This window comes from Aeromonas rivuli, assembly GCF_020149575.1.
Lineage (GTDB): Bacteria > Pseudomonadota > Gammaproteobacteria > Enterobacterales > Aeromonadaceae > Aeromonas > Aeromonas rivuli.
The window spans coordinates 830,387-852,018 of sequence record NZ_CP079742.1 but is presented as its reverse complement, the minus strand read 5'-3'; the positions used below and the strand labels follow the sequence as shown (position 1 = coordinate 852,018).

The following is a 21,632-nucleotide window of genomic DNA, read 5'->3' as shown; positions in this document are numbered from 1 at the left end:
ACATCCGGGGTATGGCGCCTGTCTGTCACAGGCCCGCTGGGCGGGCCGCGTTGAGATTGTGTTACCAGTCTCCTCTCTCATCAGAGGGGCTACTGCTGCATTCGCTTCTTGGTGACGCTGGTCGGCATGGCCTCCAGCGGGTTATCCGGCCAGTAATGGCGCGGGTAACGGCCCTTCATCTCTTTCTTCACCTCCCCATAGGTACCCACCCAGAACGCCGCCAGATCGGCGGTGATCTGCAGCGGGCGACGCGCCGGGGAGAGCAGTTCGACCACCAGGGCCACCCGCCCCTCGGCGACCCGGGGCGTGCTGGCCTGGCCAAACATCTCCTGGATCCGCACCGGTATGACGGGCGCCTGACCCGGCTCATAGCGAATGCGCACCCGGCTGCCGGTCGGGGCGGTGAAGTGGCTGGGTAGCGCTTCATCCAGTCGCTTGGGCAGGGGCCAGGGCAGAGCCTGACGTAAAATATCGTTCAAATCCAATTTCTTGAGTTGCTCAAGCCGCGTCATCCCATTGAGGGCTGGCAGCAACCACAACTCCAGTCCGGCCAGCAAACTGACCTCGTCCATCGCGGGCCAACCCGCTTCAGGCAACCAGTCGGCGGCGCAGCGCAGCCGGGCCAGCAGGCCTTCACTCGCCTCGTTCCAGGGCAATACATGCAGCCCCTTGCGCCGGATCCCCTGCAGCAGGCAGCGCCCCTTCTGCTCATCGGACAGCTCGGTCAGCGGTCGCTGGCCGAGTACCAGCTCGCCGATCACCTGTTGCCGCTCGGCTCGCACCCGCTCCTCACGCTCATCCCAGTCAAACCAGTCCCGGGTCGAGACCAGCTCGGGCAGTTGGCGCGCCAGCTCATCCAGATTGACCGGCTCGGCAATGAAAATACGACTGCCCCGCTCGTTCTGACCCAGCTCGACGGCAACGAGCGCCGCTTGCCCCTGGCAGGAGTGTCCCTCGACCAGATCGCAGCTCAGGCCACCACTTAATTGATAGCGACTGCCGGATCGCAATTTACCGATGCGATCCGGCCAGGCCAGGGCGCAGAGCAGACCCAGCCATTGGCCCTGGGCGCTGGCGGGCCGCAGCTCCAGTCGCTTGAACCAGCGCTCGGCCTGGGATCTCAGTCCCCCCTGGCGGCGCGCGAACAGTACGGACAGGCGTTCGGATCCTCGCAGATCTTCCTCCAGCAGCGCTACCAGATATACCGCATCGGCGACAATCCCTGACAGACCATCCGCCGCCAGTGCCTTGGCGGCGAGCAGCATCCGAGCCAGACGAGGATGGCAGCCCAGGGCGGCCATGGCGCGCCCTGCCGGGGTGAGCTGTTGCTCACCCGGTTTGAGTGCGCCCAGGGTCTCCAGCAACCGCTGGGCTGCCGCCAGTGCCGAAGGCGGCGGCACATCCAGCAGCGGCAGGGCTTCGACCCTGGCTCCCCACTGGGCCGCATCCAGCAGCAAACCGGTCAGCTCCTGGGTCAAGATGTCCGGGGGGCTCTGCTCGGGGAGACGCTCCTGCCCTTCGCTGCTCCACAGTCGGTAGCAGATCCCGGGACCGAGCCGGCCGGCCCGGCCCGCCCGCTGGGTGGCCGATGCCTTGGCTATCTGGCGGGTCTCGAGGCGGGTGACGCCACTTCTCAGGTCGAAGGAGGCGCGCCGCTCCAGCCCGCTGTCGATGACCATCTGGATACCCTCTATGGTCAGGGAGGTCTCGGCCACATTGGTGGTGAGCACCAGCTTGCGCTGACCGGCCGGGGCCGGGGCAATCGCCGCCTGCTGCGCCGCCATATCGAGCCGACCATAGAGGGGGGCAAGACGCACCCCATCTGGCACCCTCTCGGCGAGCCAGAGCGCCAGTCGTTCTATCTCCCCCTGTCCCGGCAGGAACACCAGGGCACTGCCCGGATGGGTCGCCAGGGCTTCCAGCACCACGGTGCCAACCTGGGGTTCCAGCCACTGCTGACGGCTGATGGGTCGGTAGTGATACTCGATGGGAAAACCCCGTCCCTCAGAGCGAATGACAGGGGCATCCGGCAGCAGGGTCTCCAGTGCCAACCCATCCAGGGTGGCCGACATCACCAGCAGCTTGAGATCGTCCCTGAGCCCCTGCTGACTCTCGATGGCAAACGCCAGGGCGGTGTCGGCATGCAGACTGCGCTCGTGGAACTCATCGAAGATGACCAGCGAGATCCCCGTCAGTTCGGGATCCTGCTGCAACATGCGCGTCAATACTCCCTCGGTCACTATCTCCAGCCGGGTCTGCTTGCTGACCCGGCTCTCTCCCCGCACCCGCAGGCCGATACGCTCACCGACCTGCTCGCCGAGCTGGGCGGCGAGGAAACTGGCGATGTTGCGCGCAGCCAGGCGCCTGGGTTCGAGCATGATGATGCGCCCGGGCAGCCGATCCTGGCGCACCAGCTCCAGGGGCAACAGGGTCGACTTGCCCGCACCGGGAGGGGCCTGCAGTATCACGCTGTTGTGCTCGCCAAGGGCGGCAAAGAGCGCGGGCAACACTGAAACGATGGGGAGTTGAGACAAAGCGACGAAAACCTTCTGTAACTGGCTTAAAAACGCCGCCTATTCTGCCATAGAATGGGGCCCTGGCATCAGCGTGAAACCCAAATGCATGTCCCGACTCTTCTTTGCCCTGCCCCTGGATGAACTGGCACCCCGGCTCATCACCTGGCGTGACGGGCGTCCCTGGCCCGGCCAGGCCGTGCCACAGGCCAATCTGCACCTGACCCTGGCCTTCCTCGGCGAGGCCGATGAGCAGCAATGCGCCCACTTGCTGGCCATGGCCGAACGTCAACACTGCCCGCCCCTGAACATCACCCTGGATCGTACCGGCTGGTTCGGGCGCGCCAAGGCCGCCTGGGTCGGCCCTGACGCCTGGCCCAACGAACTGACCGTGCTGGCACGGGCGCTGCGTCGCCATGGTGAACGCATCGGCCTGGGTAATGGTGAACAGGGGTATACCCCTCATATCACGCTGTCGCGCAAGGCGAGCGAGGCACCTGCCACCACCCCGGCCCCCGCCTTCCTCTTGCAGGCCACAAGGTTCTGCCTCTATCAATCGGTCAGCACTGAGCAAGGGGTTAGCTACCAGCCCCTGGCCTGCTGGCCCCTGACACCGAGAGTGAAAACCACTGATGGAATTTAACCCGCCCCTGCAATCGGGCCTGCTGCTGCGCCGCTACAAGCGCTTTCTCACCGACATCCAGCTCGATGATGGCAGTGAACTCACCATCCACTGCGCCAATACCGGCGCCATGACCGGCTGCGCCGATCCCGGCACCCGGGTCTGGTACTCCACCTCGGACAACCCCAAACGCAAGCTCCCCCACAGCTGGGAAATCGCCCAGAGTCCGGCGGGCCACTTCATCTGCGTCAACACGGCGCGGGCTAATCAGATAGCGCGGGAGCTGATCGAAGGGGGCGCCATTTCTCCCCTCTCGGGCTATGACACCCTCAGACCAGAGGTGAAATATGGTGAAGAGAACAGCCGGATCGATTTCTTGCTGCAAGATGCCGCCAAGGCAGATTGTTACGTCGAGGTAAAATCGGTCACCCTGCTCGATGAGCGAGCGGGTGCTGGCATGGGGTATTTTCCCGATGCGGTCACGGCGCGCGGCGCCAAGCATTTGCGTGAATTAATCGCCATGAGGGCGGCAGGACACAGGGCAGTGCTGCTATTTATGGTGTTGCACTCCGGTATTGCCAGCGTTGCAGCAGCAGCCCACATAGATCCGCACTATAGTCAGCTTATTGAACAGGCACAGCTGGCAGGGGTTGAAATATTATGCTATCGCCCCCATCTTGGGGTGCAGCGCATGGAGCCACAAGGATTCATCCCGTTTGAATCCTGCTCATGCGACCCGACTGCGGCTGATAAAAGTGGGATTGGATAACATATTTGGCACTGCTTGTTTGCCTAGCCGTTACCCTTCTGCTATAGATGTCGCCCTCAATTTATGGATGGCACCATTAGGTGCTAAATAGGAGACAGGGCATGCCAACAGGCGAAATCAGGAAATCTCTGGGCCCCCTGGCCGTTGCGGGAGTTGCGCCTTACCAGGAAAAACCCGGTGAGGAGTACATGAATGACCAACAAAAGGCTCATTTCCGCAAAATCCTGGGAGCCTGGCGCAATCAATTGATGCAGGAAGTCGACCGCACAGTTGATCACATGAAGGACGAGGCAGCCAACTTCCCGGATCCCGTGGACCGCGCAGCACAGGAAGAGGAATTTGCCCTCGAACTGCGTACTCGCGACCGTGAGCGCAAGCTGATCAAGAAGATCGAGAAGACCTTGCTGCTGCTGGACGACGATGACTTCGGTTATTGCGAACATTGCGGCATCGAGATCGGCATCCGCCGCCTCGAAGCACGTCCCACCGCCGATCTTTGTGTGGACTGCAAGACGCTGGCCGAGATCAAAGAGAAACAGATGGCCGGTTAATCCGCCATTTGAACCACTCGGGGCCATTCCCCCGAATTGGTAGAAAAGGGAGCACTCAGCTCCCTTTTTTATTGAGCTTTGGCGGGCCCAGGGCGAGAATGGCGCTTCCATGTTCATCTTGTCTCTGCCGTCATGCCCCTGAAAAGCCCAACGCCCTCCCCTTATGTGGGACGCTTTGCCCCCTCCCCATCCGGTCCGCTGCACTTTGGCTCCCTGATTGCGGCCCTGGGCAGTTTGCTGCAGGCTCGTTCCCGGGGGGGGCGCTGGCTGCTGCGCATCGAAGACATCGATCCACCGCGGGAGATGGCCGGGGCAACGAGCCTGATCCTGCACGCCCTGGAGGCCTATGGCCTGCACTGGGATGGGGAAGTGGTATATCAGAGTCGGCGTCATGCTCGCTATGATGAGGTCATCGCCGCGCTCTACCAGGCGGGAGATATCTACTGGTGCCGCTGCACCCGACGCGAGATAGCAGCGTGCGGCGGCCTCTACAATGGCCACTGCCGCACATTGGGGCTGACCCCTGCGGGCTGCGCCGCCCGGCTCCGCCAGCGTCATCCGGTATACGGCTTTGAGGATGGCCTGCTCGGCGCCATCACAGTGACCCCGGCCCTGGCGGAGGAGGATTTCATCATCCACCGCCGCGATGGTCTCTATGCCTACAATCTGGCGGTGGTGGTCGATGACATGGATGCGGGTATTACCGAGATAGTGCGTGGGGCCGACTTGCTCGAGCCAACGGTGCGCCAGGTGGCGCTCCACAGAGCGCTGGGCAGTGAGCCTCCCGCCTGGGTTCATCTGCCCCTGGCGGTGTTGGCCGATGGCAACAAGCTCTCCAAGCAGAACCATGCGCCAGCCCTGAGCCTGACCGAGGTACGCCCCACTCTGCTGCAGGCGTTGCACTTTCTCGGCCAAGGGCCACCAGACGAGCTGGCAGCCTGTTCCATCACTGAGATAATCCAGTGGGCCATCGCTCACTGGCGGCTGGACAGGGTGCCCAAACAGCCGCAACCGGCACCGGGCTGCTAGCCCCCGACCACATGGTTTTTCATTTGGTCAAGGCTGAGCTATGATAGGCCGCTATTTTTTGGCCTCCCGTCAATTTGAAGTCATGAAGAGGTGTACCATTTTTTCCCAGATCGCAAACTTTTGCCGCAAGGTGCTCGGCAAGGAAGAAGGCGACGAGTCGATGACGACTCAAGAGCCTGTCCACACTGCCACCCAGCGGAGTGCCGGACCAAGACGCACGCTGAGCCGTGACCAGCACCCCATCTCGCGCAAAGAGATCAGTGAGAATGCCCTCAAGGTTCTCTATCGCCTGAACAAGGGCGGCTATGACGCCTACCTGGTCGGCGGGGGTGTCCGGGATATTCTGCTTGGGAGGACGCCAAAGGATTTCGACATCGCCACCAACGCGACCCCGGAACAGATCAAGGCGCTGTTTAGCAACTGCCGCCTGATCGGCCGCCGCTTCCGTCTGGCCCATATCGTCTTCGGACGCGACGTGATCGAGGTCGCCACCTTCCGTGGCCATCACCATCAGGTCAACAACAGCCGCCATGTCTCCGCCCAGAGCGATGAAGGCATGCTGCTGCGCGACAACGTCTACGGCACCATCGAAGAGGATGCCGAGCGTCGCGACTTCACCGTCAACGCCCTCTATTACAGTGCCAAGGATTTCACCCTGCACGACTTCGAGGGCGGCATCGATGATCTGGCCGAGCGCAAGCTGGAGCTGATCGGCGACCCCGAGACCCGCTACCGGGAAGACCCGGTGCGCATGCTGCGCGCCGTGCGTTTCGCCGCCAAGCTGGATATGCACATCAGTCCGCGCAGTGCCGCCCCCATCAAGGAGCTGGCATCGCTGCTGCAAGATATCCCGGCCGCCCGGCTGTTTGAGGAGACCCTCAAGCTGTTCCTGGCAGGCGACGGCCTGGCGACCTACAAGCTGCTTCGTGAATATGGCCTGTTCCAGCAGCTGTTCCCCCAGGTCGCCACCCTGTTCACCCCGCACGGCAACTCGCCGTTCGAGCAGTTCATCGAGCATGCCCTGACTGACACCGACACCCGGGTGCGCGAAGAGAAGCGGGTCACTCCCGCCTTCCTGTACGCCGCCCTGCTGTGGGGCAGTGTCGAGGCCCGTGCCCGCGTGCTGGAAAACGAGAGCGGCCTGCCCTGGCATGACGCCTTCATGCTGGCCATCAACGAGGTGCTCGACGCCCAGGTGCGCATCATTGCCGTGCCCCGTCGCTTCACCACGGATGTGCGCGACATCTGGGCCCTGCAGCAGCGCCTGACCCGCCGTCAGGGCCGCCACCCCGAGCGCGCCATGGAGCATCCCAAATTCCGCGCCGCCTTCGACTTCCTGTTGCTGCGCAACCGGGTTGAGCGTGGCCTGGGCGAGCTCGCCGGCTGGTGGGAGCGCTATGTGGAGTCCAATCCGGATGTGCGCCCGCAGCTGCAACGGGAAGCGACCCGTGGCGGTGACAGGCCGCAAGCGGACAAACCTCAGGGTGAAGGCGAGAAACGCAGCAGCAACAGCCGTAACCGCCGTCGCCCCCGTCGTCGCAAGCCCAAAGCGGCCGAATGATGACCCAGGAGGTCTTCGTTGCCATCGGATCCAATCTGGCCGACCCGCTCGGCCAGGCTCGCCGCGCCGTGGTGGCGCTGGCGGCCTTGCCTGGATCTGCGCTGCAACAAGCCTCCTCTTTTTACAGCAGCCGCCCCATGGGCCCTGCGGATCAGCCTGACTACGTCAATGCCGTGGTCAGACTGACGACCCGGCTCGCGCCCCTGGCCTTGCTGGATCAGTTGCAAAGAATCGAGTTGGAACAAGGACGTGTGCGCAAAGACGAGAGATGGGGGCCCAGAAGTCTGGATCTGGACCTGCTGCTCTATGGGGCAGAGTGCCTGCAGAGCGAGCGCCTGACCGTCCCCCACTACGGCATGAAGGAGCGGGAGTTCGTACTGCTGCCCCTGTTCGAGATTGCGCCCGCTCTGGTGCTGCCTTGCGGCACCCCGCTCAAAGACCTGGTTGCCCGCTGCCCCCGCAATGATCTCGCCATCATAGCGTCGGCCGCGAGCCTGTAGGAGCCATCCAAGTGAGCAATATCACCACCGCCAGCCTGCTGAAGATGAAGCAGGACGGCCAGAAATTTACCGCCATCACCGCCTATGATGCCAGTTTCGCCAAGTTGTTCGACGACGAGGGCGCCCATGTGCTGCTCATCGGTGACTCCCTTGGCATGGTACTGCAAGGGGGCACTGACACCCTGGGCGTGACCATGGATGACATGGTCTATCACACCCGCAGTGTCGCCCGCGGCACCGAGAAGGCGCTGGTGGTGGCCGACATGCCATTCATGAGTTATGCCACCCCGGAACAGACCTATGCCAACGCAGCCCGACTGATGGCCGCCGGTGCACGCATGGTCAAAATGGAAGGGGGCGACTGGTTGTGTGACAGCATCCGCCACCTGACCCGCAATGGCGTGCCTGTGTGCGGACACCTCGGCCTCACCCCCCAGTCGGTGCATGTGTTTGGTGGCTTCAAGGTGCAGGGGCGCGATGAGTTCCATGCCCAGGAGATCTATCGCCAGGCACTCGAACTGCAAGCGGCTGGCATCCAGTTGCTGGTACTGGAGTGCGTACCTGTCGCCCTGGCAGAGCGCATCACCAAGGCGTTGCGCATCCCGGTGATCGGCATAGGGGCTGGCCCCTCGACCGATGGCCAGATCCTGGTGATGCACGATGCCTTTGGCATCACCTCCGGCTATGTGCCCAAGTTCACCAAGAACTTCCTGGCCGAGACCGGCGATTTGCACGCCGCCGTGCGCCTCTATATCCAGCAGGTCAGCGACGGCAGTTTCCCCGGCCCCGAGCACTGCTTCAACTGATCCGGGTCGCATGATGACAACGGGGGCCCTGGCCTCCGTTTCCGCATCCATGCCTAGCTGATTTAGCATCTATCTCTTTGATTCATCTGAGGGTAAACCGTCGATGTTGGTTGTTAACAATCCCGCCATTCTCCGTGACCAGATAAGCCAGTGGCGCCGCGAAGGGTTGGTCATTGCATTCGTCCCCACCATGGGCAACCTGCACCAGGGTCATCTCACCCTGGTCGATAAGGCCCGCAACCATGGCGAGAAAGTCGTGGTCAGCATCTTCGTCAATCCCATGCAGTTCGACAAGGCCGAGGATCTCGCCAACTATCCCCGTACGCTGGAAGAGGACTGCGCCGCGCTGGAAACTGCCGGTGTGGACATGGTGTTCACGCCGACGCCGGAGATCATGTACCCTCAGGGGCTCGCCAGCCAGACCTTCGTCGAGGTGCCCGGCATCTCTTCCCTGCTGGAAGGGGCACTGCGCCCGGGTCATTTTCGCGGGGTCAGCACTGTGGTGACCAAGCTGTTCAATCTGGTTCAGCCGGACGTGGCCTGCTTCGGCCAGAAGGATTACCAGCAACTGGCGCTCATTCGCAAGATGGTGAGCGACATGGCCATGCCCATCGAGATAATCGGGGTACCGACGGTTCGGGCCGAGGATGGCCTGGCTCTCTCATCGCGCAACGGCTATCTCAATGCCGAGCAGCGCGCCCTGGCCCCCGAGCTTGCATGCACCATGCACTGGATAGCCGAGCAGATTGCCCAGGGAAACCGGGATCTGGCCGCCCTCATCGCCACCGCCAGTGTCCGTCTCGACGCAGCCGGTTTTCGTACCGATGCCATCGACATCGTCGATGCCGATACCCTCGAGCCTGCGACCGATACCAGCCAGCAGCTGGTGATCCTGATGGCTGCGTATCTGGGCAAGGCTCGCCTCATCGACAACTGCGTCGTCCCCCTCACTCACCCCTGATCAGGAGAACCCCATGTCCAAGAAGGTCTATTGCATCGCCCAGTTCCTGCCCAAGCCCGGCCAGGAGCAGGCGCTGTTTGCGGTGTTGCAGGGGCTCGAACCCAATACCCTGCGCGAAGATGGCTGCCTGCAATACATTGTCACCCGCCAGCTGGCCAGCCCCTTCGCCGAGGGGGAGAGCTTTCCCATCGCCTTCAACGAGATCTGGCGCGACAACGCCAGCTTCGTGGCCCACTGCCAGCGCGCCGAGATCAAGGCCTTCTTCGAGCGCTACTGCCTCGCCGAGGATGGCCTGGCGGCCAAGTGGAATGTCTGCATCTACAGTGACGAGCCGGCGGACTATGACGCCCCAGCCCTCCTAGGCTGATCGCTCGCACATGAAAAAGGCGCCCGAGGGCGCCTTTTTGTTGCCAGGAACCGCGCCTCAGTGACGCAGACCCGTACCGCGGGAGATGAGCCACCAGGCCAGCCCGTAGAGGGCGACGATGAAGGCGATAATGATGAGATAGGCGGTGCCGAGCGGCACGTCGGAGATGCCGAGGAAGCCGTAGCGGAAGGCGTTCACCATGTAGATGATCGGATTCACCTGGGAGACCCCCTGCCAGAAGGGCGGCAGCAGGCTGATGGAGTAGAAAACGCCCCCCAGATAGGTGAGCGGCGTCAGGATGAAGGTCGGGATGATGCTGATGTCATCGAACGACTTCGCGAACACGGCGTTGATCAGCCCCCCCAGGGAGAACAGGATCGAGGTCAGCAGCACGGTGAAGCAGACGCTGAACAGGTGGTGGACCTGCAGCGGCACGAAGAACAGGGAGACCAGGGTGACGATGAGACCGACACAGAGACCGCGGGCCACACCGCCGCCCACATAGCCGGCGATGATGATGTAGTTCGGCACCGGCGCCACCAGCAACTCTTCCACGTTGCGCTGGAACTTGGCGCTATAGAAAGAGGAGGCGACGTTGGAGTAGGAGTTGGTGATGACCGACATCATGATGAGGCCGGGCACGATGAACTCCATGTAGCTGAAGCCCCCCATGTCGCCGATCCGCGAGCCGATCAGATTGCCAAAGATGACAAAATAGAGGCTCATGGTGATGGCTGGCGGCACCAGGGTCTGGATCCAGATCCGGGTAAAGCGGCTCACTTCCTTGGCCAGGATGCTCTTGAAGGCGATGTAATAGGTCATGGGATTCATGCTCTACGACCCTCTTCTACGATCAAGGCGATGTGATTGTTCTTGAAAGTCATGCTCTTATAACCCTCTGCAACCAAGGGAATGCAATCGTTCTTGAAACTCATGCTTTGCGGCCCTCTTCTACCAAATTGACGAACAGCTCTTCCAGCCGGTTTGCCTTGTTGCGCATGCTCAGCACCTCTACTCCTTGGGCGGAGAGCTGACTGAACAGACTGTTGAGGGACTGGCTCTTTTCCAGCTCCACCTCCAGGGTGTGCTCATCCTGCATGCGACCATTGAACTCGGGTAAGTCCGGTACCTGGCTGCCTGGCACCAGATCCAGCAGGAAGGTCTCCCGTCCCAGCTTGCCGAGCAGGTTTTTCATGCTGGTATTTTCGATGAGGCGGCCCTTGTCGATGATGCCGATATTGCGGCACAGCATCTCGGCCTCTTCCAGATAGTGAGTCGTGAGAATGATGGTGACGCCCTGCTCGTTGAGCTGCTTGAGGAACTGCCACATGGAGCGGCGGATCTCGATATCCACCCCGGCGGTCGGCTCATCCAGGATCAGCAGCTTGGGTTCATGCATCAGGGCGCGGGCTATCATCAACCGGCGCTTCATGCCGCCGGAGAGGGTACGGGCGGCCATGTCACGCTTGTCCCACAAGTCGAGCTGGCGCAGGTATTTCTCGGCGCGCACCTTGGCCTCGGCCCTGGGCACCCCGTAGAAACCGGCCTGGTGGGTGACAATCTGGCTCACCTTCTCGAACTGGCTGAAGTTGAACTCCTGGGGCACCAGGCCGAGCTGAGCCTTGGCCATCTCCAGACTGCTGTCTATGTCGTGGCCAAATACCTTCACCTTGCCGGCGCTCTTGTTGACCAGGGAGCTGATCACGCCGATGGTGGTGGACTTGCCCGCCCCGTTCGGGCCGAGCAGTGCGAAGAAGTCCCCCTGTTTGACGGTCAGATCGATGCCTTTAAGGGCTTCGACGCCCCCCTGATAGGTCTTTTTCAGTCCGCTGATTTCCAGTGCGTTCATGACAACCCCTGATGGCCCATCGCCACCTCGAATCTATGAGACAGAAAAGGCGGCCGAGGCCGCCTGCTGGCATGAGCAATGTGGCTACATCACTCCTGCGGTACCACCTTGCCGATGAAAGGCAAGTTACGATACTTCTGGGCGTAATCGATGCCGCAGCCTACCACGAATTCGTCAGGAATAGAGAAGCCGATCCAGTCTACCGGTACGTGCACCTCACGGCGGGACGGTTTGTCCAGCAGGGTGCAGATGGCCAGGGACTTGGGCTCGCGCAGGGAGAGAATTTCGCGCACCTTGTTCAGGGTGTAGCCGGTATCGATAATGTCTTCGACGATGACGATGTCCTTGCCCTTGATGTCATCATCCAGGTCTTTGAGGATACGCACGTCACGGGTGCTGTGCATGCCGGAGCCGTAGCTGGATGCGGTCATGAAATCCAGGGTGATGGGCAGTTCGCACTGACGGCAGAGATCCGCCAAGAAGACGCAGGAACCACGCAGCAGGCCAATCATGACCACCTCATCCGAACCTTGATAACGGGCGGTGATCTCTTCACCCAGCTTGGCAATCCGGGCGGCCACTTCGGCCTCGGAAATCATCACCTCGACGTTGTGTTTCATCACATACTCCATAGTGGTCAGCCATGGCTGACCATTCATTGATTACAAAACCCTTGATTCTACCACCCAGGGCGGGAGGCGTCAGGCATACGTGATGCTTTTATCGGCTTATTTTAATTGTTAGAGTTAGCAGGCCCTCGGGCATTATCGGTGACCATACTATAAACACCATAATCAATAACTATTAGATGAAAAAATCATGGAACCACGCGCAGAAATCAGACGGAGAACCCGGCTTTCACCGGAGGCCCGTCGTACTCAACTCATGGAATGTGCCATTGAGGTATTCTCCCGTCGCGGCATTGGCCGTGCGGGTCATGCCGAGATAGCAGAACAAGCCAAGGTGTCAGTTGCCACCGTTTTCAACTATTTCAACACCCGTGAAGAACTCGTGGATGAGGTGCTCACCGAGATAGAGCAGTTCGTGCACCAGATGCTGGAACAGGCCTATGCGGGCAATCGCCCGGTGCGTGACTGCATTCACAGTCATGTGCAGCTGTTCGTGGATGCGGCCTATGACAGGCCGGATCACGCCAACATCTGGCTGGAGTGGAGCTCCTCGGTACGGGAAGAAGTCTGGCCCCGTTATGCCCTGCTGCTCGACAAGGCACTGGAGCGCATCACCCCTGTGCTGCAGACCGCCATGGATAAAGGGGAAATCCAGAGCGTGCTGAGCGCCCAGGATCTGGCCCGCTCCCTGACCGGTTTTGGTTACGTCATGATGCAGATGATCAACTCGCCCCAACGCCCGGTGCGCGACGAGGTGACTGAGTTTCTGTTCAAGTACGTGACGGCGCCCCTTCAGCCCTGAGCACGACTCACTACGAAAAAACGGCGCCCTGGGCGCCGTTTTGTTGTGGTGAACATTCAGATCATCGAGGGGCAAGCCGCAGCGCCTCTCATCGGATATTCACGGATTACCGTAACCCCAGCGGGCGGTCAGGGTATGTTCAATGCCCAGATGGTCCAAAATGCGCGCCACCATGAAGTCCACCAGATCCTCGATGCTTTTCGGCTCATGATAGAACCCCGGTGCGGCGGGCATTATGGTCACGCCGAGGCGGGCAAGGCTCAACATGTTCTCCAGATGGATGGCGGAGAAAGGGGTCTCGCGGGGCACCAGTATCAGCTGGCCCCGCTCCTTGATCACCACGTCCGCCGCCCGCTCCAGCAGGCTGTCGGACGCCCCATGGGCAATGGCCGAGACGGTGCCCATGGAGCAGGGGCAGACCACCATCTGCTTGGGGGCCGCCGAACCGGATGCCACAGGAGAGAACCACTCATCCTTGCCGCAGGCGACAATCTGCCCCTCTTTGGCACCGAAGTCGCTGCACAGTTTGAGGGAGAGTGCCTGGGGAGAGGCGGGCCAATCGGTGCCCTGCTCCGTCTTGAGCACCACCCGCGCCGCCGAGGATGCCAGCACAAACACCTGATAGTCAGCCTTCACCAGACACTCGAGCAGGCGCAAAGCATAAGGGGCACCGGAGGCGCCGGTCAGGGCCAGGGTGATGCGCTTCATGCTTGAGCCTGCCGCGCATGGAGGCGGGCCAGCAACTTGTCGTGAATGCCGCCGAATCCGCCGTTGCTCATGATGAGGATATGATCACCGCTCTGGCTCATGTCCAGCAAGGCATCGAGCAGTGTATCGATCTGGTCAAACACCCGGGCCGGCACCTGCATGTGGGCCGTCACCTCCCCCAGATCCCAGCCGATATTGGCTGGCTGGAAGAAGAGCACCTCATCCGCCCCCTCGAAACAGGCCGCCAGCTCCTGCTTGTGGACACCGAGTTTCATGGTATTGGATCGCGGCTCCAGCACCGCCAGGATGCGCGCCTTGCCTACCTTGGCGCGCAGCCCCCCCAGGGTAGTGGCGATCGCGGTCGGGTGATGGGCGAAGTCATCATAGACGCTGATACCCGCCACCTCGCCCTTGAGTTCCATCCGCCGCTTGGGTGACTTGAACTGGCAGAGGGCGGCAATGCCGTGCTCGACCACGACCCCCGCATGGCGGGCGGCGGCGATGGCCATCAGGCCGTTGTTGACGTTGTGATCACCGATGCACTCCCAGTGCACTTCGCCCTGCTTGACGCCATCGAGCCAGACCTCGAACACGGAACCATCTGCCGCCAGTTTGACCGCTCGCCACTTGGCGTCGTCCTGACCCACCAGCTCCACTTCGCTCCAGCAGCCCAGGTCGCGTACCGCCGTCAGGTTGGCATCGGCCTGGGGGAAGAGGACGCGGCCGTTACCGGGCACCATGCGCATCAGGTGATGGAACTGGCGCTGGATCGCGGCAAGATCCGCAAAGATGTCGGCGTGGTCAAACTCCAGGTTGTTCATGATCAGGGTACGCGGCCGGTAGTGAACAAACTTGGAGCGCTTGTCGAAGAAGGCACTGTCGTACTCGTCCGCCTCGATGACGAAGAAGGGAGCCGAGCCCAGACGAGCCGAGACCGGGAAGTTACCGGGCACACCACCGATGAGAAAGCCGGGCTCGAGCTTGGCATATTCCAGCACCCAGGCCAGCATGCTGGCGGTAGTGGTCTTGCCATGGGTACCAGCGACGGCCAGTACCCAGCGGTCCTGCAACACATGCTCCAACAACCACTGGGGGCCTGAGATATAGGGCAGATTGCGGTTGAGCACATACTCCACGCAAGGGTTGCCGCGGCTCATGGCGTTGCCTATCACCACCAGATCCGGGGCGGGTTCGAGCTGGGACGGATCATAGCCCTCGGTCAGCTCTATGCCCTGCTGCTCGAGCTGGGTGCTCATGGGGGGATAGACGTTCGCATCGGAACCCGTGACCCTATAACCCAGCTGCTTGGCCAGTACAGCCACGCCACCCATGAAGGTGCCGCAGATACCGAGGATGTGAATGTGCATACCGCTTCCCGTTCCAGTAGAGAGAGCGAGCATTCTAGCAAGATGACACCAATTTGGCAGAGGCAGGCGCAGATAGTGCGACAAGCCCGAGCACCCAAGGTGAAAAATGGCGATTCTGGCTGCGAAATGTGCGCTCAGCGGTCCCCTGCCGGGGATGCATGAGTGGGGAATCGGGTCCCCAACCGGTCAAACTGGCCGCAATGGCGCGCATATATGGTCATTTGACGGGACATCGCTATAATATCGGCCTGCAAACTTGACTCGAATATCATTGAAGGAACCCTCATGAGCCTGAACCTGGTACCGGCCGGCAAGAGCCTGCCCGAAGATATCTATGTTGTCATCGAGATCCCCCAGAACGCCGATCCGATCAAATACGAAGTCGACAAGGACAGCGGTGCCATCTTCGTTGACCGCTTCATGTCCACCCCCATGTTCTACCCGTGCAACTACGGCTACGTGAACGCGACCCTGTCCCTGGATGGGGATCCGGTCGATGTGCTGGTTCCGACTCCTTACCCGCTGCTGGCTGGCTCCGTGATCCGTTGCCGCCCGGTTGGCGTGCTGAAGATGACCGACGAGTCTGGCGAAGATGCCAAGATTGTTGCCGTACCGCACTCCAAGCTGACCAAGCAGTACGATCACATCAAGGATGTGAACGACCTGCCCGAGCTGCTGAAAGCCCAGATCCAGCACTTCTTCGAGCGCTACAAAGAGCTGGAAGCCGGTAAATGGGTCAAGGTTGAAGGTTGGGGCGACAAAGCCGCCGCCGAAGCCGAGATCGTCACCTCTGCCGAGCGTTACGCCGCTCAATAAGTCGCGAGTCACGCAGCTTATGCACGAAAAAGGCGCCCAGCGGGCGCCTTTTTGTTTGGCGATATCCGTTCAGCACAACACTGGTGCTATCCGCCTTCATGACGGGGATTGCTCTGGCTGGTCAGTGACTCATCCCTGTGGTTTGTCGATTAAAGGGGTCTTTCCCCTCTGGCCAGCACCAGCCCCCCTCTCTTGAGGATCGCCCTTGATATAGAGATCACGCCCGTTCTGGTGATAGGCGCGATAGTAGTCATCCCCACAACGATAACCGCCCCCATGCTGACGAGATAGTTCACAGTTGACCGGTAACACCTCCAGCCATTTCAACCCCTCCTGATAGCGCAACCACTCCTGCCACTCGTGCTCCCGAGCCAGCTGATCGCGCAGAGCAAACGCATCTATCTTCTCATCGCCCTTGGTGATGATTATCTGACCGGCCCAGAGCGGCAGGCTGCACAACCATAACAATCCCCATAATCGGCTCATGACAGTTTCCCTTGTGACTTATTTTCGCAATTAAATTTAAAACTCAATCAAACTGTTAGCAAAAGTTCATCCTAAAACTTCCCCGAACATAGCTCAAAAACGTATCAAGTCACCTAGTTGTTAATCAGGGTCAACCGACGGGGTGCATCATGATGAAATCCATACCAAAGCTGGTACCTTGCATGATGCTGGCTGGCTCCTTGCACGCGGGAGAGGTCAAACTCGACTGGCAGTGGCAATCCGCCGACGGCAAGCAGCAACATTTCCAGCTGCAAACCGATGACAAGGCCCTGGCAAAGAGCCAGCACGAGATGGTGCTGCTCGATGCTTCCCTCAATCATCCGATAGAGACGCTGTACGCCTATATCAGCCCCAGGCTCTACAACAGCCTCAGCCAGATCAACCAAAATAGCCCCGACACGGCCACCAAGTTCCTCAGCCTGGAACAGGCCTTCACAACCCGGGATAACAGCCCTGAATCGCGGGAATTCTGGCAAGCTTATGAACAATATCAGGAAGATGCCTTCGAGAAGATGATGGTGCTGCCCTGTGTCCATCCCGCCAACATCAAACTGCCCTGTGTGAGGCCCAATTACTCCCAGCTGTTTTACCATTTCAAGGATTCGCTCAAGCCCCTGGCGAATCAGTTTGCCGCACCGGATCTTGCCGCCTCAGTCAGACTCATTCAGGAGTGGCTCAACGTTATCCCCAGCCCATCAGAGCAGATGGATCACTTCAATCCTCCCCTGCAGGCACTCAAGGGCAACCAGGCCGACAGCGATGAGAAGGCGCTGCTGATGGCCAGCCTGCTCACCGAGTTGGCCCCTCAATTCATGCTCAGCATCATCTATCCCGATACCAGCATCGGCAGCGTCTCCCCCGCGTGGCTCGCCATCACGGCAGACAGTGGCCTGCCGGGGGATGTGGTGGTCATCAACAACCAGAAACATGTGCTGCTCACCGGCTCCCCCATGATGGTGCAGCAGATGGCGATGGCACGTATCCCACTCGTCAGCGAACCACTCTACTGAGCAAGAGATCCAACCAGTCTGGATGAATCCCGCCGCTATCATGACTCTGGTGCGTCCTAAGGGCTCACAGCGCTAACTCTTCGATTATTTAACACTTTTTAAACAGATCCGATCAGTTTAGGATGAGGAGAACCCATTTCCTCAGCCATAAAATCGTTATAACATAACAAAGGAGTGTCATCCGGATGAAACATCTCGTGCTTACTCTGGCGCTGCTGCCGACCCTGGCCCTGGCTCATAACCTCAAAGAGGCGACCCCAGTCCCTCTGGTGCAGATCGCCGAGCAGGGTGAACTGCTGGTCAGCGGGCAGGACATCGTCTATCGGCCCTGGCAGAGCAAACAGCTGGCTGGCAAGGTGTTCCTGATCCAGCACATCGCGGGTCGTTCCAGCGCCAAGGAGCTGAACGCCCCCATGATAGAGGCGATCAAGAAGGCCAGACTGCCCCATGACAGCTACCAGACAGTGACCATCATCAATAGCAATGATGCCATCTGGGGCACCTCCGGCTTTGTGAAGAGCAGTGCCGAGGATAGCAAGAAGGAGTTCCCCTGGTCGGCCATGGTGCTGGACAGCAAGGGCATGGCTCGCAACGCCTGGGAGCTGACACCGGAAAGCTCAGCCATCGTGCTGCTGGATAAAGAGGGCAAGGTGCTGTTTGCCAAAGATGGCCAGCTCACTGCCAATGAGATCACCACAGTGATGGAGCTTATCAAGTCCCATCTCTGAATCAGACGGGGCCCCTTGGGCCCCTTATCAAGGGTTTATGGGTCGCGTTACCATTAGAGTCTGGATACTGCTGTTTAGCTGGTTGTGGCTACAACCCGCCCTCGCCCAGCATCCGCTCGAAGCCGACCTGCCGAATCACAGTCACCACTGCCTGATCTGCGCCCTGCACCTGGATGGTAAACTTGCCATCCCCGCCAGCCCGCTCGCACTCATCCCATCGCCCCCCTGCACCGAATACACTCCCCTTCCCATCCTCAACCCCAGCCTGCCATCGGCACCAACCCAGCCCATTCGCGGCCCACCCTCATCCTTTTTCTGTTAAGCCATAACCCTCTTATCTTATTGTTTTAAAGGATGAATAATGAAAGCTGTAACTTTGTTGCTGGCGCTGGCCACCTTTGGCGCCCAGGCCAATCACGAACATGAAGAGAGCCACAGCCATGGCGCCCATGAACATGGCCATGGCCTGCTCAACTTTGTCGTCGATGGCAATCAGCTGATGATTGAGCTGCAGGCCCCGGCCGCCGACCTGGTCGGTTTTGAGCACGCCGCCACCACAGCCGAGGAAAAGGCACAATATGCCAAGGCCCTCGCCCAGCTCAAGCAGCCGGAGACCCTGTTTGGCATAGCCCCGGCCGCCGCGTGCCAGTTGGCGCATCAGGAGATCAAGGCACCCCAACCGGAAGAGGATCATGAAGGGCATGACCATGACGCCGCCCACGACGAGGATCATGCAGACCACGACCATGACGCCGCCCACGACGAGGATCATGCAGACCACGACCATGATGCAGGCCACGAAGCACATGAAGGTCACGACCATGACGCCGCCCATGAACAGCATGAACATGCCGATCTCGGCGCCATCTATACCTACAACTGCACAGCCCCGGATCGACTCAATGGCCTGACTGCCAAGCTGTTCTCGGTATATCCCAGTCTCAGCAAGCTGACGGTGCAGGGTATCTTGCCCAGCGGCCAGACCGCCGCCGAGCTGACTCCTACCGCCAACACAGTGAACTGGTGATCCCATGACGACTGCCGTGGTTGAGATCAAAGATCTCGCATTCGCCTGGCCGGGTCAGGATGCCGTACTCGAACTGCCCTCTCTACGGATAGAACAGGGGGAGCGTGTCTTCATCAAGGGCCCCTCAGGTTCGGGAAAATCGACCCTGCTTGGCCTGCTGGCGGGGATCCAGATAGCCAACCAGGGCAGACTCGAGGTGCTGGGCCAGCCATTGGCCCAGCTCTCAGGTCGGGCGCGGGATCGCTTCCGCGCCGACCATTTGGGTTATATCTTCCAACAATTCAATTTGTTGCCTTTTTTGAGCGTGCTGGACAATGTCACCACAGCACTCACTTTCTCGCCACAGAAGCGCGCCAGACTTCAGGGTTCGCCCGAACAAGAGGCGCGTCGTCTGCTCGGTGAACTGCAACTGCCCGGCGATGCCCTGACGCGACCTGTCCATGCCCTGAGCATCGGCCAGCAGCAGCGGGTTGCCGCCGCTCGCGCCCTGATCGGCTCACCCCAGCTGGTGATCGCCGACGAACCCACCTCGGCGCTCGATACCGACAACAGGGCCGCCTTCATCCGCCTGTTATTCGAGGAGTGCGACAAGCAGGGCAGCACCCTCATCTTCGTCAGTCACGATCCCCATCTCGAACCCCTGTTTCCCCGAGTGGAAGATCTGCATCAGCTCAATCGGAGGGCCACATGCTAAAACTTGCCCTGCAAAGTCTCTGGGCCCGGCGGCTGACTGCCGGTCTCACCCTGCTGGCGGTCGCCATCAGCGTCACCCTGCTGCTTGGCGTGGAACGGGTGCGCATGCAGGCTCGCGAGAGCTTCGCCAATACCGTCTCGGGCACGGATCTCATCGTCGGCGCCCGCTCCGGCCAGGTTAACCTGCTGCTCTACTCGGTATTTCGGATCGGCAATCCCACCAATAATGTCGGCTGGGACTCCTACCAGGCCATCAAGGACAGGCCCGGCATCGCCTGGACCATCCCCCTCTCCCTCGGCGACTCCCACAAGGGGTTCCGGGTATTGGGCACCAATGGCGACTACTTTAAGCACCTCAAATACGGTCGCCAGCAAGCCCTGGTGATGCGGGAGGGGCGCCCCTTCCAGACTCCGTTCGAGGCCGTGCTCGGCGCCCAGGTGGTGGCCAAGCTCGGCTACCACATAGGCCAGTCCATCGTCATCGCCCATGGCGCCGGCAATACCTCGTTCAGCCAGCATGACAACCTGCCCTTCACCGTCGTGGGCATACTGGCGCCGACGGGGACCCCCATCGATCGCACCGTGCATGTGCCGCTGGCGGGCATAGAGGCGATCCATCTGGGCTGGGACACGGGTCGTCACAGCAAGAATGTCACCGCCGATCAGGCGCTGGAGCAGGATCTCACCCCCAAGACCATCACCGCCTTCATGGTGGGGCTGAGCAACCGCATCCTGGCATTCCAGCTGCAGCGCGCCATCAACACCTACCCGAGCGAGCCGCTGATGGCGATCCTGCCTGGGGCAGCCCTGCAGGAGCTGTGGGCCATGATGAGCGTGGCCGAGACGGCGCTCTCCGTCATCGCCGCCTTCGTGGTGGTTGCCGGGCTCATCGGCATGCTCACTACCTTGCTGGCCGGGCTCAACGAACGGCGCCGCGAGCTCGCCATACTGAGATCCCTTGGCGCAGGCCCGGGGCACCTGTTTACCCTGCTGACCATGGAGGCCATGGCCCTGACCAGCTTAGGGATAGTGCTTGGCGTCGCCGCCCTCTATCTGGGCCAGGGGCTTGCCTCGCCCTGGCTGCTCAGCCACTATGGCCTGCAACTTGGCCTGGCACTGCCAAGCGCCTATGAGTGGCAACTGCTGGGGCTGGTCTGGCTGGCGGGAGTGATCATCGGCCTGCTGCCTGCCGCCCGTGCCTATCGCTACAGCCTGAGCGACGGCATGAGTATCCGCGTGTGAAGAATCGAGAAGGACAGAAGATGATGTTGAGACTCATGGTGCTGTTGGCGGGCCTGCTGGTGCTGCCAGCCCAGGCCGCCGAACCGTTCAAGACCCTGGATTGGGATGCCCTGCTGCCGCCGGGCCAGAGCGTGCTGCCGCCCCCGCCGGTGCCCCATGATGGCGACATGAGCTCGGTGCCGCAGCCGGTCGGGGAGGTCAACAAGGCACTGGATGGTCAGGAGATCCGCCTGCCCGGCTTCGTGGTGCCGCTGGAGGGGGATGCCAAGAAGGTCACCGCCTTCCTGCTGGTGCCCTATTTTGGCGCCTGTATTCATGTGCCGCCCCCGCCCACCAATCAGGTGGTCTATGTCAGCTACCCCAAAGGCGCCCCCGTGGATGACCTCTGGGATGCCATCTGGGTCAAGGGCAAGATCAAGACGGTGAGCACCAGTCAGGATATGGCCAACACCGGCTACAGCATGGAAGCGGTCGAGGTTGCCGTCTACGAGGAGTAGTCGCGGCGGCTTCGGTCGCCGTCATTCAGGTACTCGCAAAACGGCCCCTCGGGGCCGTTCTGCTTACTGAGTCCCAAC

24 protein-coding genes are annotated in these 21,632 nt (G+C 60.8%); 17 read left to right on the top strand and 7 right to left on the bottom strand.

Features of this window, described 5'->3' with window-relative positions; translation table 11 throughout:
* Nucleotides 1–89: 89 nt before the first annotated feature.
* Entirely contained in the window at nucleotides 90–2,534 is a 2,445-nt protein-coding gene (hrpB, locus tag KYK33_RS04130) for an ATP-dependent helicase HrpB (RefSeq protein WP_224432105.1), read from the bottom strand.
* Between the two features lie 88 nt (nucleotides 2,535–2,622).
* Between hrpB and thpR the strand changes: the two genes are divergently transcribed.
* The 9 genes from thpR to KYK33_RS04085 all read left to right on the top strand — a co-directional run bounded on the left by thpR (nucleotide 2,623) and on the right by KYK33_RS04085 (nucleotide 9,679).
* Nucleotides 2,623–3,156, top strand: coding sequence for an RNA 2',3'-cyclic phosphodiesterase (gene thpR, locus KYK33_RS04125; protein ID WP_224432940.1), 534 nt, complete (start codon nucleotides 2,623–2,625; stop codon nucleotides 3,154–3,156).
* Nucleotides 3,146–3,904, top strand: coding sequence for a DNA/RNA nuclease SfsA (sfsA, locus tag KYK33_RS04120; protein ID WP_042041093.1), 759 nt, complete (start codon nucleotides 3,146–3,148; stop codon nucleotides 3,902–3,904). Before thpR ends, sfsA begins: the two co-directional genes overlap by 11 nt.
* A gap of 101 nt (nucleotides 3,905–4,005) precedes the next feature.
* The gene (gene dksA, locus KYK33_RS04115; protein ID WP_005897845.1) at nucleotides 4,006–4,455 is read left to right on the top strand and encodes an RNA polymerase-binding protein DksA; all 450 of its coding nucleotides are present in this window, start codon (nucleotides 4,006–4,008) and stop codon (nucleotides 4,453–4,455) included.
* 132 nt (nucleotides 4,456–4,587) lie between these two features.
* A complete protein-coding gene (gene gluQRS, locus KYK33_RS04110; protein WP_224432104.1) occupies nucleotides 4,588–5,484 on the top strand; it encodes a tRNA glutamyl-Q(34) synthetase GluQRS in 897 nt (298 codons plus the stop codon).
* Nucleotides 5,485–5,566: 82 nt separating this feature from the next.
* A complete protein-coding gene (gene pcnB / locus KYK33_RS04105) occupies nucleotides 5,567–7,045 on the top strand; it encodes a polynucleotide adenylyltransferase PcnB (RefSeq protein ID WP_042041175.1) in 1,479 nt (492 codons plus the stop codon).
* Nucleotides 7,045–7,545, top strand: coding sequence for a 2-amino-4-hydroxy-6-hydroxymethyldihydropteridine diphosphokinase (gene folK / locus KYK33_RS04100; protein WP_224432939.1), 501 nt, complete (start codon nucleotides 7,045–7,047; stop codon nucleotides 7,543–7,545). The genes pcnB and folK overlap by 1 nt, the downstream gene beginning before the upstream one ends.
* Nucleotides 7,546–7,556: 11 nt before the next feature.
* Nucleotides 7,557–8,351 (top strand): 3-methyl-2-oxobutanoate hydroxymethyltransferase, encoded by a 795-nt coding sequence (panB, locus tag KYK33_RS04095; RefSeq protein ID WP_042041096.1) that lies wholly within the window; start codon nucleotides 7,557–7,559, stop codon nucleotides 8,349–8,351.
* 103 nt (nucleotides 8,352–8,454) lie between these two features.
* A complete protein-coding gene (panC, locus tag KYK33_RS04090) occupies nucleotides 8,455–9,312 on the top strand; it encodes a pantoate--beta-alanine ligase (protein WP_224432103.1) in 858 nt (285 codons plus the stop codon).
* 13 nt (nucleotides 9,313–9,325) lie between these two features.
* Nucleotides 9,326–9,679 carry a putative quinol monooxygenase gene (locus KYK33_RS04085; protein ID WP_224432102.1) on the top strand — a complete coding sequence of 118 codons (354 nt, stop codon included), beginning with the start codon at nucleotides 9,326–9,328 and terminating at the stop codon, nucleotides 9,677–9,679.
* Nucleotides 9,680–9,736: 57 nt separating this feature from the next.
* On the opposite strand, the gene KYK33_RS04080 is transcribed toward KYK33_RS04085, so the two are convergent.
* The 3 genes from KYK33_RS04080 to hpt form a co-directional block, all read right to left on the bottom strand.
* Nucleotides 9,737–10,510, bottom strand: a complete 774-nt coding sequence (locus KYK33_RS04080) for an ABC transporter permease (protein ID WP_042041099.1) — start codon at nucleotides 10,508–10,510, stop codon at nucleotides 9,737–9,739.
* A 100-nt stretch (nucleotides 10,511–10,610) separates the two neighbouring features.
* Nucleotides 10,611–11,528 carry an ABC transporter ATP-binding protein gene (locus KYK33_RS04075; protein WP_042041100.1) on the bottom strand — a complete coding sequence of 306 codons (918 nt, stop codon included), beginning with the start codon at nucleotides 11,526–11,528 and terminating at the stop codon, nucleotides 10,611–10,613.
* Between the two features lie 89 nt (nucleotides 11,529–11,617).
* A complete protein-coding gene (gene hpt, locus KYK33_RS04070; RefSeq protein WP_005897830.1) occupies nucleotides 11,618–12,148 on the bottom strand; it encodes a hypoxanthine phosphoribosyltransferase in 531 nt (176 codons plus the stop codon).
* A gap of 199 nt (nucleotides 12,149–12,347) precedes the next feature.
* Between hpt and KYK33_RS04065 the strand changes: the two genes are divergently transcribed.
* Nucleotides 12,348–12,959, top strand: a complete 612-nt coding sequence (locus tag KYK33_RS04065) for a TetR/AcrR family transcriptional regulator (protein ID WP_042041101.1) — start codon at nucleotides 12,348–12,350, stop codon at nucleotides 12,957–12,959.
* Nucleotides 12,960–13,058: 99 nt separating this feature from the next.
* On the opposite strand, the gene KYK33_RS04060 is transcribed toward KYK33_RS04065, so the two are convergent.
* Nucleotides 13,059–13,667, bottom strand: coding sequence for a flavin prenyltransferase UbiX (locus KYK33_RS04060; RefSeq protein ID WP_224432100.1), 609 nt, complete (start codon nucleotides 13,665–13,667; stop codon nucleotides 13,059–13,061).
* Nucleotides 13,664–15,034 (bottom strand): UDP-N-acetylmuramate:L-alanyl-gamma-D-glutamyl-meso-diaminopimelate ligase, encoded by a 1,371-nt coding sequence (gene mpl, locus KYK33_RS04055; RefSeq protein WP_224432099.1) that lies wholly within the window; start codon nucleotides 15,032–15,034, stop codon nucleotides 13,664–13,666. The genes KYK33_RS04060 and mpl overlap by 4 nt, the downstream gene beginning before the upstream one ends.
* A 285-nt stretch (nucleotides 15,035–15,319) precedes the next feature.
* Between mpl and ppa the strand changes: the two genes are divergently transcribed.
* Nucleotides 15,320–15,850, top strand: a complete 531-nt coding sequence (gene ppa / locus KYK33_RS04050; RefSeq protein WP_042041105.1) for an inorganic diphosphatase — start codon at nucleotides 15,320–15,322, stop codon at nucleotides 15,848–15,850.
* 129 nt (nucleotides 15,851–15,979) lie between these two features.
* On the opposite strand, the gene KYK33_RS04045 is transcribed toward ppa, so the two are convergent.
* Nucleotides 15,980–16,336: a hypothetical protein gene (locus KYK33_RS04045; protein WP_224432098.1), complete on the bottom strand. Its 357-nt coding sequence runs from the start codon at nucleotides 16,334–16,336 to the stop codon at nucleotides 15,980–15,982.
* Between the two features lie 152 nt (nucleotides 16,337–16,488).
* Between KYK33_RS04045 and KYK33_RS04040 the strand changes: the two genes are divergently transcribed.
* From KYK33_RS04040 to KYK33_RS04015, 6 genes are all read left to right on the top strand, one after another.
* Nucleotides 16,489–17,367, top strand: a complete 879-nt coding sequence (locus KYK33_RS04040) for a hypothetical protein (RefSeq protein ID WP_259270260.1) — start codon at nucleotides 16,489–16,491, stop codon at nucleotides 17,365–17,367.
* Nucleotides 17,368–17,552: 185 nt separating this feature from the next.
* Nucleotides 17,553–18,095 (top strand): YtfJ family protein, encoded by a 543-nt coding sequence (locus KYK33_RS04035; protein ID WP_042041107.1) that lies wholly within the window; start codon nucleotides 17,553–17,555, stop codon nucleotides 18,093–18,095.
* 361 nt (nucleotides 18,096–18,456) lie between these two features.
* On the top strand, nucleotides 18,457–19,122 hold the full coding sequence (locus KYK33_RS04030; RefSeq protein ID WP_224432096.1) for a DUF2796 domain-containing protein: 666 nt from the start codon (nucleotides 18,457–18,459) through the stop codon (nucleotides 19,120–19,122).
* Between the two features lie 4 nt (nucleotides 19,123–19,126).
* Nucleotides 19,127–19,816, top strand: a complete 690-nt coding sequence (locus KYK33_RS04025) for an ABC transporter ATP-binding protein (RefSeq protein ID WP_224432095.1) — start codon at nucleotides 19,127–19,129, stop codon at nucleotides 19,814–19,816.
* Nucleotides 19,810–21,057 (top strand): ABC transporter permease, encoded by a 1,248-nt coding sequence (locus tag KYK33_RS04020; protein ID WP_224432094.1) that lies wholly within the window; start codon nucleotides 19,810–19,812, stop codon nucleotides 21,055–21,057. The genes KYK33_RS04025 and KYK33_RS04020 overlap by 7 nt, the downstream gene beginning before the upstream one ends.
* Nucleotides 21,058–21,080: 23 nt before the next feature.
* Nucleotides 21,081–21,554 (top strand): DUF3299 domain-containing protein, encoded by a 474-nt coding sequence (locus KYK33_RS04015; RefSeq protein ID WP_396021390.1) that lies wholly within the window; start codon nucleotides 21,081–21,083, stop codon nucleotides 21,552–21,554.
* Nucleotides 21,555–21,632: the final 78 nt, after the last annotated feature.

Coding starts and splice junctions, on each gene's coding strand:
- mpl (WP_224432099.1), bottom strand. CDS start 15,034: ATGCACATTCACATCCTCGGTATCTGCGGCACCTTCATGGGTGGCGTG.
- gluQRS (WP_224432104.1), top strand. CDS start 4,588: ATGCCCCTGAAAAGCCCAACGCCCTCCCCTTATGTGGGACGCTTTGCC.
- KYK33_RS04015 (WP_396021390.1), top strand. CDS start 21,081: ATGTTGAGACTCATGGTGCTGTTGGCGGGCCTGCTGGTGCTGCCAGCC.
- sfsA (WP_042041093.1), top strand. CDS start 3,146: ATGGAATTTAACCCGCCCCTGCAATCGGGCCTGCTGCTGCGCCGCTAC.
- KYK33_RS04035 (WP_042041107.1), top strand. CDS start 17,553: ATGAAACATCTCGTGCTTACTCTGGCGCTGCTGCCGACCCTGGCCCTG.
- KYK33_RS04025 (WP_224432095.1), top strand. CDS start 19,127: ATGACGACTGCCGTGGTTGAGATCAAAGATCTCGCATTCGCCTGGCCG.
- KYK33_RS04075 (WP_042041100.1), bottom strand. CDS start 11,528: ATGAACGCACTGGAAATCAGCGGACTGAAAAAGACCTATCAGGGGGGC.
- dksA (WP_005897845.1), top strand. CDS start 4,006: ATGCCAACAGGCGAAATCAGGAAATCTCTGGGCCCCCTGGCCGTTGCG.
- panC (WP_224432103.1), top strand. CDS start 8,455: ATGTTGGTTGTTAACAATCCCGCCATTCTCCGTGACCAGATAAGCCAG.
- pcnB (WP_042041175.1), top strand. CDS start 5,567: ATGAAGAGGTGTACCATTTTTTCCCAGATCGCAAACTTTTGCCGCAAG.
- KYK33_RS04030 (WP_224432096.1), top strand. CDS start 18,457: ATGAAAGCTGTAACTTTGTTGCTGGCGCTGGCCACCTTTGGCGCCCAG.
- KYK33_RS04065 (WP_042041101.1), top strand. CDS start 12,348: ATGGAACCACGCGCAGAAATCAGACGGAGAACCCGGCTTTCACCGGAG.
- KYK33_RS04080 (WP_042041099.1), bottom strand. CDS start 10,510: ATGAATCCCATGACCTATTACATCGCCTTCAAGAGCATCCTGGCCAAG.
- KYK33_RS04085 (WP_224432102.1), top strand. CDS start 9,326: ATGTCCAAGAAGGTCTATTGCATCGCCCAGTTCCTGCCCAAGCCCGGC.
- KYK33_RS04060 (WP_224432100.1), bottom strand. CDS start 13,667: ATGAAGCGCATCACCCTGGCCCTGACCGGCGCCTCCGGTGCCCCTTAT.
- KYK33_RS04020 (WP_224432094.1), top strand. CDS start 19,810: ATGCTAAAACTTGCCCTGCAAAGTCTCTGGGCCCGGCGGCTGACTGCC.
- KYK33_RS04045 (WP_224432098.1), bottom strand. CDS start 16,336: ATGAGCCGATTATGGGGATTGTTATGGTTGTGCAGCCTGCCGCTCTGG.
- KYK33_RS04040 (WP_259270260.1), top strand. CDS start 16,489: ATGAAATCCATACCAAAGCTGGTACCTTGCATGATGCTGGCTGGCTCC.
- folK (WP_224432939.1), top strand. CDS start 7,045: ATGACCCAGGAGGTCTTCGTTGCCATCGGATCCAATCTGGCCGACCCG.
- hpt (WP_005897830.1), bottom strand. CDS start 12,148: ATGAAACACAACGTCGAGGTGATGATTTCCGAGGCCGAAGTGGCCGCC.
- thpR (WP_224432940.1), top strand. CDS start 2,623: ATGTCCCGACTCTTCTTTGCCCTGCCCCTGGATGAACTGGCACCCCGG.
- ppa (WP_042041105.1), top strand. CDS start 15,320: ATGAGCCTGAACCTGGTACCGGCCGGCAAGAGCCTGCCCGAAGATATC.